Genomic DNA, 12051 nt, shown 5'->3' on the forward strand with positions numbered 1-12051 from the left:
CGATACTTGAACATCAGAACGAGTAGGTAGAGGCCCCCGCCATCAGTGAGCTTGTATTGCTTATCGCGGGGAGAGGCATTGCGGATTTCAAGGTCGGCGAGGGGCATGGTGGGGGGCACTTTTGCTTTGGGCTTGGGAGAATTACCCCCTGATACCCCCAGATTGCAATAGAATGCTGCGAAACCGCTTGGACACTCTATCGGGCTTTAAGCCCCGTACTTACTAGCTTTCAGGACCTCCCCGGAACACTGAAAACCTTATATTGGTGCCGAAGGCGGGACTTGAACCCGCACGAGCTATGCTCACCACCCCCTCAAGATGGCGTGTCTACCAATTCCACCACTTCGGCTATATTTTCAGAAATTACTGCGGAATTTCCTCACTACCACTACTGCGCGGCAACTCTGGAATCTCGTCATTCACAGATTCTGGCACCGGCGCAACATCGCGGCTTTCTTCCAGCGCGGGAATTTGCTCATCAAACCCAAGATCAGAGCCACCAGCCTTCTCTTTTGCAACGAAAGCCAGGCCCAGACTGGTACAGAAGAACAGTGTGGCCAGAATGGCTGTTGCTCGAGTCAGCGCATTACCGCTACCACTCGAACCAAACAGGGTTTGCGACGCGCCGCTGCCGAACGATGCCCCCATATCGGCGCCTTTCCCCTGTTGAATCAGGATAAGGCCGATAATTGCTATCGCCGCCAGTACGTGAAATATCAGTATCAGTTGTTCCATGACCTAACCAATCGAATGACAAATCGCGGCAAATTCGGCCGCGTCCAGCGAGGCACCGCCAACCAAACCACCATCAATATCGGGCTGACTGAACAGTTCCTTCGCGTTGGCGGCTTTAACGCTACCGCCATATAAAATGCGAACTTTCTCCGCGAGTGCCTGACTGTGTGCTGCCAGTTTACTGCGAATAAACGCATGCACTTCCTGAGCCTGCTCCGGTGATGCTGTCAAGCCCGTTCCGATCGCCCATACAGGTTCATAGGCAATGGTCAATTGATCGTGTCCGTCTGCCAGCGTCGACAACACCACGTCGACCTGCTGCCCAACTACCTCAAGCGTTTCATTCGCCTCACGTTGCGCGCGAGACTCTCCGACGCACAATATGGGCTTGAGTTCTGCTGCCAGAGCAGCGGCAACTTTACCCGCTACAAGCGCATCATTCTCACCATACAAGGCGCGGCGCTCGGAATGCCCTACCAACACATAAGTGCAGCCGCAGTCTTTCAACATTGACGCTGCCAACTCACCGGTGAAGGCGCCCTGTTCCCGCTGCTCACTGACGTTTTGCGCACCAAAGACCACATTAGAGCCTTTAAGCAATTCATCACACAGCGGGATGTACACGGCAGGGGGAATAACAGCGATATCGGCCTCTGCATCAGCGACCGCCGGCTTGAGCTCACCCAGTAACTGATGAATCTGCTGACTATCGCCATGCATTTTCCAGTTACCAGCTATCAGAGCCTGCCGCATTGTTATACCTTACCCCCCAGAACGGGCGCCAATGTTACAGAAACTGCCCACCCTACACAAGAAACAATCGCGACTTACGCCACCAGAGATTCAACTTTTTGCGAAAGCCCGGCACACAGGCGCGAGACCGTATCGGCGCACTCACCTTCCACCATCACGCGAATGACTGGCTCGGTACCGGAGGGCCGCAACAACACCCGCCCTTTTCCGCCCAGTTCGGCTTCAACGCTCGTTACCGCACGCTGCAGCTCGTCGCTCTCCATGATATTACTACCCGGCTTAACCCGAACATTTTGCATAATCTGCGGAAATTTGCGCATGCCTGACTTCAGATCCGCCAGGCTGCGGCCGGAGTCGACCATCGCATACAGTACTTTCAGCGCAGCAATAATGCCGTCGCCCGTTGTCGTAATATCGGAGCAGATGATATGTCCCGAATTTTCTCCGCCCAAGGTCCAGCCCCGAGATTCCATCAGCTCTTTAACGTAACGGTCTCCCACCTTAGCGCGTGCAAAGGGAATTTCCAGCTCTTTTAAGGCTAGCTCGAACCCCAAATTACTCATCAGCGTACCAACGACACCGCTAACGGCTCCCGATTTAAGCAGTTCATGCTGGGCTATTATGAAGAGCAATTCGTCGCCATCAACCACTTCACCACGATGATCAACAAAAACCACCCGGTCACCATCGCCATCAAAAGCGATACCCAGGTCAGCACCCTCTTCAACAACACGTTTCTGCAACGCATCGGGCGCCGTTGAGCCTACATTTTTATTGATATTAAGGCCATCGGGCGACGCCCCCATGGTGATCACCCGAGCATCGAGCTCTTTTAACGTTTGCGGACCTACCTGATAGGTTGCACCATGCGCGCAATCTACCACAATGCTCAGACCGTCAAGCGAACAACCAATCGGCATTGCTCGCTTGCAGAATTCTATGTAGCGACCGGGCGCATCATTAATACGCGACACTTTACCCAAATGGGCAGAATCCAGTGTGCTCATCGGCTCTTCCAGTTGCGCCTCAATGGCGAGTTCAACCTCGTCGGGCAGCTTGCAGCCGCTCCCGGAAAAAAACTTAATGCCATTGTCGTTGAAGGGATTGTGGCTGGCACTGATCACAATGCCTGCATTCGCCTTCATGGTACGCGTCAAATAGGCGATCGCGGGCGTCGGCATGGGTCCAAGCAGACGTACATCCACACCGGCTGCTACCAGGCCTGCTTCAAGCGCCGACTCAAACATATAGCCTGATATTCGCGTATCCTTGCCAATCAACACCTTATCGCCCGGCTTTTTTGCCAGAACTTTGCCAACCGCCCAACCCAGTCTGAGCACGAACTCCGGCGTGATATTGCCCTCACCCACACGACCGCGAATGCCATCTGTTCCAAAATACTTTCTAGCCATCCAATGCCTCTCTTGTTGTTGCCCAGGCGACTTTAACTGCATCGACGGTTTCAGCGACGTCATGCGAACGAATTATACGGGCACCGCCATGGACTGCCAGCGCCGCCGCGACTGCGCTAGCAACGCCTCTTTGTTCGACTGGGCGTCCGGTAATAGCGCCCAACAGCGACTTCCTGGAAAGGCCCGCCAAAATCGGGCAATTTAGACTCTGCAGCATCGCCATGCGATTTAAAAGTTGCAGATTGTGTTCGGGAGTCTTACCAAAACCAAACCCCGGATCCGCGATTATACGACTACGCTCTATACCCGCAGTTTCACAGGCGGCTATGCGAGCCCGCAGAAATACCAAAACTTCTGCAACTACGTCATCGTAATGGGGGGAATTTTGCATAGATCCTGGTGCGCCCTGCATATGCATCAAGCACACCGGCAAACCTGTTTCAGCAGCAGCTGCCAACGCACCCGGCTCCTGAAGTGCGCGCACATCATTCAGCAAGCCCGCACCCACCCGGGCCGACTCGCGCATAACCTCGGGCTTGGAGGTGTCGACCGAGACAATCACATCAAATTCGCTAGCGACCATCTCAACAACCGGGACCACACGATCCAGCTCCTCCGAAACCCCCACGGGTGCAGCGCCAGGACGTGTGGACTCGCCACCGATATCGATGAAATCTGCACCGGCGGCAATCATCGCCTCCGCATGCGCGCGTGCACGATCAATATCAGCGAAATATCGCCCGCCATCGGAAAAGGAATCCGGTGTTACATTGAGAATGCCCATGACTCGCGGACGAGAAAGATCGACAGAGCGCCCCGCGCAGACAAGACGCTGCGCGGGTTCTGAGTGAACTGAACTCATGGTATCAGTCAGTGAGTTCCAGCAGGGCCGCCAATTGGCCCCTCTTTGGAATCCGGGGAATCGCCACTGGCAGTCTCGCCACCGCCACCCGTTGGCGGATTGGGGTTGCCCCAATCCGAAGGCTCACGAGGCGGCTTGCCTGACATGATGTCATCGATCTGGTGAGAGTCGATGGTTTCATACTTCATCAGTGCATCGGCCATCACGTCGAGCTTATCACGATGGGATTCGAGTATTTCGTAAGCTCGGGTGTAGCAATCATTGATGATCGTACGCACTTCTTCATCAATTTCACGGGCAGTTTCTTCGGAAACGCTCTTGTGATGCTGGGTGGCTGAACGACCGAGAAATACTTCTTCTTCGCCTTCGTCGTAAAGCAGCGGACCCATTTTTTCGGAGAGGCCCCACTTGGTCACCATATTACGTGCCAGCTCTGTGGCACGCTTGATGTCGTTTGACGCGCCCGTGGTAATACCCTCTTTGCCGAGCGTCATTTCTTCGGCGATACGACCGCCAAACAACGAGCAAATCTGGCTTACGATATGCCTGCGGCTGTGACTGTAGCGATCTTCTTCGGGGAGAAACATCGTAACGCCAAGCGCCCGGCCACGCGGAATAATGCTGACCTTATAAACCGGGTCATGCTCGGGCACGATACGACCAACAATCGCGTGCCCAGCTTCGTGATAGGCAGTGTTCAGTTTTTCTTTGTCTGACATGACCATGGATTTGCGCTCGGCGCCCATCATGATCTTGTCTTTGGCAAGGTCAAACTGATCCATCCCAACCAGCCGCAAGTTAGCGCGCGCGGCAAACAGCGCGGCTTCGTTCACCAGGTTAGCCAGATCCGCACCGGAGAAACCGGGGGTGCCACGTGCGATCAGCGACGGATTGACATCATCTGCCAAAGGCACCTTGCGCATATGAACTTTAAGAATCTGCTCACGGCCGCGAATATCGGGCAGACCAACGACAACCTGTCGGTCAAATCGCCCGGGGCGCAGCAATGCAGGATCAAGCACATCAGGGCGGTTGGTCGCAGCGATCACAATGACGCCTTCATTCCCCTCAAAGCCGTCCATTTCCACCAGCAGCTGGTTCAAGGTCTGCTCGCGCTCATCGTGCCCACCACCGAGGCCTGCGCCGCGGTGACGACCCACTGCGTCGATCTCGTCGATAAAGATAATGCAGGGCGACTGCTTTTTGGCCTGCTCGAACATGTCGCGTACCCGCGACGCACCAACCCCGACAAACATTTCTACAAAGTCGGAACCAGAAATCGAAAAGAATGGCACCTTGGCTTCGCCCGCAATCGCTTTGGCAAGCAGGGTTTTACCAGTACCCGGTGAGCCGACCATCAACACACCGCGTGGAATACGACCACCCAAACGCTGGAATTTGCCGGGATCGCGCAGAAACTCTACCAGTTCCTGCACATCTTCTTTAGCTTCGTCGACACCCGCGACATCGGCAAAGGTGGTTTTAATCTGATCCTCACTGAGCAGCCGCGCCTTGCTCTTGCCAAAGGCCATCGGTCCACCGCGACCACCGCCACCGGCACCGCCCTGCATCTGGCGCATAAAAAACATGAACACGGCAATAATGATAAGAATGGGGAAGCTGGCGATCAGCAACTGTGACCAGATGCTTTGTTCAGCCGGCTTGGTACCGCGCACTTCTACATTGTGATTGTAAAGATCATCCATCAATTTGGGATCTTCAATCATCGGGCGAACAGTTTCAAAGTCGGAATTGTCCCGCCGAAGACCACGAATCACCAGCCCATCGACCGTCACTTTTTCAATCCGATCGTTGCGCACTTCCTGAATAAACTGCGAATAGGTCAGCGTGTCAGGATTAGGTTTAACACTGAAGTTGTTGAATACCGACAGCAGTACTGCAGCGATAATCAGCCACAACAACAGGTTTTTTGCCATATCGTTCAAAAGAAATCCTCTCTGGCACAAGCGCTCAATCCGCTTACGCCTCAATACTCTCAACGTTCCACTTTACTACAGAACCGCCATCGCGGCTATCGAAACCGGCCAGGCACAGTTTGTTACAAAGTTGTTAAAATTCAGCAGCCTAGCCCTTAAACCCCTTGCCGAGCACGTACACTTCACGCGAGCGCGGCCGCGAGGCCTTGGGTTTGCGTGTTACCGTGGTGTCAAAGGCTGATTTCAACTCCCGGTAGAACTCTTCATAGCCCTCACCGTGAAAGGCTTTACTGAGGAACACCCCACCAGGGCGCAACACGCGGCGGGCCATATCAAGCGCCAGCTCTACCAGATACATGGAGCGTGGCTGATCAACTGCATTCATACCACTCATGTTTGGGGCCATGTCGGAAATTACAAGGTCCAAGGGTTGGTCGCCAATGAGCGCCAACAGTTCCTCAAACACGTGATCTTCTGTGAAATCGCCCTGTAAAAACTCCACGTCGGCCAGTGTATCCATGGGCAGAATATCCGACGCAATTACCCGCCCGCTGGTACCAATGATTTCCGCCGACACCTGCGACCACCCGCCCGGCGCCGCCCCAAGATCCAGGACCTGCATTCCAGGCCGAAGAATCCGGTCTTTTTCCTGTATTTCCAACAGTTTGTAACAGGCGCGAGAGCGGTAGCCCTCGCGCTTGGCCTGCTTTACATAGTGGTCGTCAAAATGCTCTTTGAGCCAGGCGCCACTGGACGCTGATCGCTTCTTTGCCAAGATATAACCCTGTTTTTCATTCGGCTTTTCAATTCATTCGCGCACAGTATACCTTTTGAGTACAATACGCGCCCTTTTACGCAGTCGGATCTCAATCAGATGGACACAGCCAAGCGGAAACAATTGCGCACAATCGGCCATAAACTGAAGCCCGTGGTGATGATTGCTGGCAAGGGTGTAACAGAAGGCGTCGACGCCGAGCTGGAGCGCGCGCTGGAAGATCACGAATTGATCAAGGTGAAACTGGCCATTCCCGAGCCGGCAGACCGTAAAATGGTTATTAGCTACCTGTGTGAAACCCATCGGGCTGAGCTGGTTCAATCCATCGGCAAGGTAGCGCTGATCTACCGCGCAGCCAAGAAGCCCAACCCCAAGCTCTCCAATCTGCTACGCTGAGCCATCAGGGGCGCCTGAACACATCGCCCCGCAAGGTGGCTGCCGCCACCCCAGTAAAGCACGCACAGAAATCGCTTACAGGTGCTCGACTTTGTCAATCTCGTATTCGATGTCACCACCGGGCGCCCTTACAACCACGACATCGCCCTCGGTTTTACCAATCAGTGCACGCGCAATGGGTGAGGTGACGGAGATCATGCCTTCTTTTACGTTGGCTTCGTCTTCACCCACGATACGATAGCGCACCTCTTCGTCTGTTTCGCAATTGATAAGACCAACGGTGACCCCGAAGATCACTTTGCCGGTGTTGGGCAGGTTTTTTACGTCTATTACGCGCGCCTCAGACAGCTTACCTTCCAGCTCCTTGATGCGCCCCTCGCAAAACCCCTGCTGCTCACGTGCAGCGTGATATTCAGCATTTTCTTTCAGATCGCCGTGCTCACGCGCCTCGGCAATTGCCTGAATAATGCGCGGTCGGTCAACGGTTTTAAGACGCTTCAGCTCTTCCCGCAGTTTGGCTTCGCCTTCTACGGTCATGGGTACCTGGCTCATTGCAATATCCCTCTGTGTACATCCTGCAGGCGTCGAACCACTTTCTCCTCACCAAAGGAGAGCGCCATACAGATAGCCTCCGCACCCGCCAAGGTGGTGGTGTAGGGAATCTTGCCAGCCAGTGCCGAGCGCCGAATGGTGGAAGAGTCCGCGATAGCCTGCTTGCCTTCCGTTGTATTGATGATCAGTTTGATATCACCGTTTTTCACCATATCCACAATATGGGGACGACCTTCCTTAACCTTGTTTACCCGTTTGCACTCGAGCCCAGCTTCCGTTAACACGGCATGTGTTCCGCGAGTTGCGCAAAGGGTAAAGCCGAATTCCAGCAACTGTTTGGCTACAGCGACAGCACCTGGCTTATCTGGATTACGCACACTGATAAACGCCAGCCCCGGCTTGGGTAGCTTTTCACCCGCCCCGCGCTGGGCTTTGGCAAAGGCTTCAGCAAAACTTTCACCCAAGCCCATCACCTCACCGGTCGATTTCATTTCCGGGCCAAGAATCGGGTCTACACCCGGGAATTTATTGAAAGGGAAAACCGCCTCTTTAACACTGTAGTAGGTGGGCACAATTTCTTGGGTGAAGTTTTGGTCTTCTAGCGACGTGCCAGCCATGCAGCGTGCTGCTACTTTCGCCAGCGAAACACCGATGCATTTGGAAACAAAAGGCACCGTACGCGATGCGCGTGGATTCACTTCGATAACGTAGATCTTGCCATCCTGCCAAGCGAGCTGAACATTCATCAACCCCTTGACGCCCAACTCTATCGCCATTGCTTTCACAATATCGCGCATTTCATTCTGCACATCTTGAGGCAATGAATACGGCGGTAGCGAACAGGCCGAATCGCCCGAGTGCACGCCCGCCTGCTCAATGTGCTGCATGATGGCACCAATGACCACATCCTTGCCGTCGGAGACCGCATCAATATCCACCTCAACGGCGGCGCTCAGGAAGTGATCGAGCAGTACCGGCGAATCTTCAGACACATGCACGGCCTGCACCATGTAGCGTTCCAACTCATCTTCTTTGTAGACGATTTCCATCGCCCGCCCACCAAGCACATACGATGGACGCACCACCAGGGGGTAGCCTATTTTCTCAGCCACTTTCATGGCTTCAGCAGAGGATCGCACAATGGCGTTAGGCGGTTGCAGCAGCCCAAGCTTGTTGATCATTTGCTGGAAGCGCTCGCGATCTTCGGCGCGATCTATTGCATCTGGGGTCGTGCCAATTATCGGTACGCCTGCAGCTTCCAGAGCACGCGCAAGCTTCAAGGGGGTCTGTCCACCGAACTGGACAATAACGCCCTTGGGCTTTTCCTTGTCGACAATTTCCAGCACGTCTTCCAGAGTTACCGGCTCAAAGTACAAACGATCTGAGGTGTCGTAGTCGGTAGAAACCGTTTCCGGGTTACAGTTAACCATGATGGTTTCATAACCATCGTCGCGCATTGCCAATGCTGCGTGCACACAGCAGTAGTCAAACTCGATACCCTGCCCGATACGGTTGGGACCACCGCCGATAACCAGAATCTTGTCCCGGTCGGACGGATTGGCTTCACACTCTTCTTCGTAGGTGGAATACATGTAGGCGGTTGAGGTCGAAAATTCTGCGGCGCAGGTATCTACACGTTTAAATACCGGGCGTACATTCAGTTTCAGACGCTGGTCCCGCACGGCCGTTTTACCCACGCCCAGCAAAACACCAAGGCGCTGGTCGGAAAAGCCTTTTCGCTTGAGCCTGAACATCATGTCCGCGTCGATATCCTCGAGCTTCACGGATTTTAGGCTGTTTTCAGTCTTGATGATGTCTTCGATCTGGACTAGAAACCAGGGGTCGATACCGGAGAATTCGTAGACCTCATCGACACTCATCCCCATGCGGAAGGCATCACCCACGTACCAGATACGCTCCGGGCCAGGGTTGGTCAGCTCTCCAATAAGCGTCTCGCGGGCATCACTGCGATCGGTATCAATTTTGTGCTCAAAGCCGGAAGACCCAACTTCCAATCCGCGCAGCGCCTTCTGTACTGATTCCTGGAATGAGCGCCCGATGGCCATAACCTCACCCACAGACTTCATCTGGGTATGCAGACGCGGCTGCGCCTCACCAAACTTTTCGAAGGTGAAGCGCGGAATCTTGGTAACGACATAGTCAATAGCCGGCTCAAATGACGCCGGAGTTGCGCCGCCGGTAATATCGTTCTGAAGTTCGTCGAGGGTATACCCTACCGCAAGCTTCGCCGCCACTTTCGCTATCGGGAAACCGGTGGCTTTTGACGCCAGTGCAGAGGAACGACTGACACGCGGGTTCATTTCGATAATGACCATGCGGCCATCTTTCGGGTCAATACCGAACTGTACGTTAGAGCCGCCGGTTTCCACACCAATCTCACGCAGCACCGCACAAGAGGCGTTGCGCATGATCTGGTATTCCTTGTCGGTCAGGGTCTGGGCCGGCGCAACCGTGATGGAGTCACCAGTGTGAACCCCCATCGGATCAAAGTTTTCGATCGAACAGATAATGATGCAGTTGTCGTTTTTATCACGAACAACCTCCATCTCGTATTCTTTCCAACCAATCAGGGATTCATCGATCAGCAGCTCATTGGTGGGCGACAGATCCAGGCCGCGCTCGCAGATCTCGATGTATTCTTCACGGTTGTAGGCAATACCACCGCCGCTGCCACCCATAGTAAAGGACGGGCGGATAATGGCCGGAAAGCCGATGGAATCCAGCACCTGCAGCGCCTCTTCCATACTGTGGGCTAATGCCGAGCGGGGTGTTTCCAGGCCAATACGCTTCATCGCCTGATCGAATAACTGGCGATCTTCAGCTTTATCGATGGCTTCTTTGTTGGCCCCAATCAGCTCAACGTCGTATTTTTCCAGAATACCTTCGCGCGCCAGATCCAGCGCACAGTTCAGTGCGGTCTGACCACCCATGGTAGGCAGCACCACATCCGGGCGTTCTTTTTCGATGATCTTGGCAACCGTCTGCCACTGCACCGGCTCGATATAGGTTGCATCGGCCATCGCCGGATCCGTCATGATGGTTGCCGGGTTGGAGTTCACCAGGATGACGCGGTACCCCTCTTCCTTCAGCGCCTTGCAGGCCTGAGCACCGGAGTAGTCGAACTCACAGGCCTGGCCGATCACAATAGGACCGGCGCCGAGAATGAGGATGGATTGGATATCTGTGCGTTTTGGCATGGCGTTGTCGTAACCGTCGAAATCTGTACTTCGTTAGTTTGGGGTCGGACGCCACAAGTCTGGCGTCTGACGCATCGCTTTTTCGTCCGACGCCTGGCGTCCGACGTCAGGCCCGCACCCGAAGCACGGACCTGATGGGCTGGCGCTTACAGCTTGTCTTTATGGGCCTGCATCAGCTCCACAAAGTGGTCAAACAGCGGCGCGATATCGTGTGGCCCAGGGCTTGCTTCCGGGTGTCCCTGAAAGCTGAAGGCAGGCTTGTCGGTGCGATGCACGCCTTGCAGACTGCCGTCAAACAGAGACTTATGAGTAGCCTGAAGGTTGTCAGGCAGACTGGCCTCGTCTACCGCAAAGCCGTGATTCTGACTGGTGATGTGGACGACGCCGGTCTTCAGATCCTGAACCGGATGGTTGGCGCCGTGGTGACCAAATTTCATCTTCACTGTTTTGGCGCCAGAGGCCAACGCCAGCAGCTGATGCCCCAGACAAATGCCGTAAACAGGAAGGCCCGCATCCACAATCTCGCGGATCGCTGCAATAGCATAGTCGCAGGGCTCCGGGTCGCCCGGGCCATTAGACAAGAACACACCGTCGGGATTCATGGCCAGTACGTCTGCAGCCGGGGTCTTGGCGGGAACCACCGTCAGGCGGCAGCCGCGATCCGTGAGCATACGCAAGATATTGCGCTTCGCTCCAAAATCATAAGCCACCACGTTGTAGGGCAAATCGGCGTCGCCGAGCGTCTGGTGCCCAGCGCCCAACTGCCATGTGCCTTCACGCCAGCTGTATACTTCGGAAGTGGTCACTTCCTTGGCCAGATCCATACCTTTAAGACCGGCAAAGTCCCTGGCCAGCGCAAGCGCCTTGTCGTCATCGATATCGCCCGCCATCAAGCAGCCGTTCTGGGCGCCTTTGTCGCGCAGTAGGCGTGTCAGGCGACGGGTGTCGATGTCGGCGATACCCACAATATTGCGGGCTTTCAGATAATCAGAAAGGCTCTGCTGGCTGCGAAAATTGCTGGCCAGCATCGGCAGGTCACGAATGATCAGACCGGATGCCCATATCTCACTGGCTTCCTCGTCTTCGTCATTGACCCCGGTATTGCCGATATGAGGATAGGTCAGAGTAATCAGCTGTTTTGCATAGGACGGGTCGGTCAGTATCTCCTGATACCCGGTCATGGCCGTATTGAAGACCACTTCCCCAACGGAGTGCCCTTCGGCCCCTATTGCAATACCCCTGAATATGCTGCCATCGGCTAGGGCGAGTATGGCTGGAACCGTCAAGCAAACCTCCTTGGGTAACAGAGTGTGCCGCATTCTACCGTGACAACAGGCCAGAATACGAACGGATAAAGTGGGCGCGCGCAAAAAAGCGAGATGAGGGCCCCATCTCGCTTTCGGTATACCGT

10 protein-coding genes and 1 tRNA gene are annotated in these 12051 nt (G+C 54.7%); 1 reads left to right on the forward strand and 10 read right to left on the reverse strand.

The features are described from left to right. Nucleotides 1-263 precede the first annotated feature (263 nt). From AC222A_RS17500 to rlmE, 7 genes are all read right to left on the reverse strand, one after another. Nucleotides 264-349: transfer RNA gene (locus AC222A_RS17500), tRNA-Leu, on the reverse strand. 14 nt (nt 350-363) lie between these two features. Continuing rightward, nucleotides 364-735, reverse strand: a complete 372-nt coding sequence (gene secG / locus AC222A_RS17505; protein ID WP_372748310.1) for a preprotein translocase subunit SecG — start codon at nt 733-735, stop codon at nt 364-366. 3 nt (nt 736-738) lie between these two features. Continuing rightward, the gene (gene tpiA / locus AC222A_RS17510) at nt 739-1488 is read right to left on the reverse strand and encodes a triose-phosphate isomerase (protein ID WP_372748309.1); all 750 of its coding nucleotides are present in this window, start codon (nt 1486-1488) and stop codon (nt 739-741) included. 74 nt (nt 1489-1562) lie between these two features. Further along, a complete protein-coding gene (gene glmM / locus AC222A_RS17515; RefSeq protein WP_486775343.1) occupies nt 1563-2900 on the reverse strand; it encodes a phosphoglucosamine mutase in 1338 nt (445 codons plus the stop codon). Beyond that, nucleotides 2893-3762 (reverse strand): dihydropteroate synthase, encoded by an 870-nt coding sequence (gene folP / locus AC222A_RS17520; RefSeq protein WP_372748307.1) that lies wholly within the window; start codon nt 3760-3762, stop codon nt 2893-2895. The genes glmM and folP overlap by 8 nt, the downstream gene beginning before the upstream one ends. An 8-nt stretch (nt 3763-3770) precedes the next feature. Continuing rightward, a complete protein-coding gene (ftsH, locus tag AC222A_RS17525; RefSeq protein ID WP_372758686.1) occupies nt 3771-5699 on the reverse strand; it encodes an ATP-dependent zinc metalloprotease FtsH in 1929 nt (642 codons plus the stop codon). Nucleotides 5700-5847: 148 nt separating this feature from the next. Further along, nucleotides 5848-6474, reverse strand: a complete 627-nt coding sequence (gene rlmE / locus AC222A_RS17530) for a 23S rRNA (uridine(2552)-2'-O)-methyltransferase RlmE (protein WP_372758684.1) — start codon at nt 6472-6474, stop codon at nt 5848-5850. 99 nt (nt 6475-6573) lie between these two features. Here rlmE and AC222A_RS17535 point away from each other — a divergent pair, with 99 nt between their 5' ends. Continuing rightward, a complete protein-coding gene (locus tag AC222A_RS17535; RefSeq protein ID WP_372750211.1) occupies nt 6574-6870 on the forward strand; it encodes a YhbY family RNA-binding protein in 297 nt (98 codons plus the stop codon). 75 nt (nt 6871-6945) lie between these two features. Here AC222A_RS17535 and greA read toward each other — a convergent pair whose 3' ends face one another. The 3 genes from greA to carA form a co-directional block, all read right to left on the reverse strand. Continuing rightward, nucleotides 6946-7422: a transcription elongation factor GreA gene (gene greA, locus AC222A_RS17540; protein WP_372750210.1), complete on the reverse strand. Its 477-nt coding sequence runs from the start codon at nt 7420-7422 to the stop codon at nt 6946-6948. Continuing rightward, nucleotides 7419-10640, reverse strand: coding sequence for a carbamoyl-phosphate synthase large subunit (gene carB / locus AC222A_RS17545; protein ID WP_372799331.1), 3222 nt, complete (start codon nt 10638-10640; stop codon nt 7419-7421). The genes greA and carB overlap by 4 nt, the downstream gene beginning before the upstream one ends. A 146-nt stretch (nt 10641-10786) precedes the next feature. Then, nucleotides 10787-11926, reverse strand: coding sequence for a glutamine-hydrolyzing carbamoyl-phosphate synthase small subunit (gene carA, locus AC222A_RS17550; RefSeq protein WP_372809635.1), 1140 nt, complete (start codon nt 11924-11926; stop codon nt 10787-10789). Between the last annotated feature and the right edge of the window lie 125 nt (nt 11927-12051).

The organism is Litorivivens sp., assembly GCF_057445395.1.

Excerpts from the sequence above, each read along its gene's own strand:
- secG (WP_372748310.1), bottom strand. The coding sequence starts at position 735 with ATGGAACAACTGATACTGATATTTCACGTACTGGCGGCGATAGCAATT.
- tpiA (WP_372748309.1), bottom strand. The coding sequence starts at position 1,488 with ATGCGGCAGGCTCTGATAGCTGGTAACTGGAAAATGCATGGCGATAGT.
- glmM (WP_486775343.1), bottom strand. The coding sequence starts at position 2,900 with ATGGCTAGAAAGTATTTTGGAACAGATGGCATTCGCGGTCGTGTGGGT.
- folP (WP_372748307.1), bottom strand. The coding sequence starts at position 3,762 with ATGAGTTCAGTTCACTCAGAACCCGCGCAGCGTCTTGTCTGCGCGGGG.
- ftsH (WP_372758686.1), bottom strand. The coding sequence starts at position 5,699 with ATGGCAAAAAACCTGTTGTTGTGGCTGATTATCGCTGCAGTACTGCTG.
- AC222A_RS17535 (WP_372750211.1), top strand. The coding sequence starts at position 6,574 with ATGGACACAGCCAAGCGGAAACAATTGCGCACAATCGGCCATAAACTG.
- greA (WP_372750210.1), bottom strand. The coding sequence starts at position 7,422 with ATGAGCCAGGTACCCATGACCGTAGAAGGCGAAGCCAAACTGCGGGAA.
- carB (WP_372799331.1), bottom strand. The coding sequence starts at position 10,640 with ATGCCAAAACGCACAGATATCCAATCCATCCTCATTCTCGGCGCCGGT.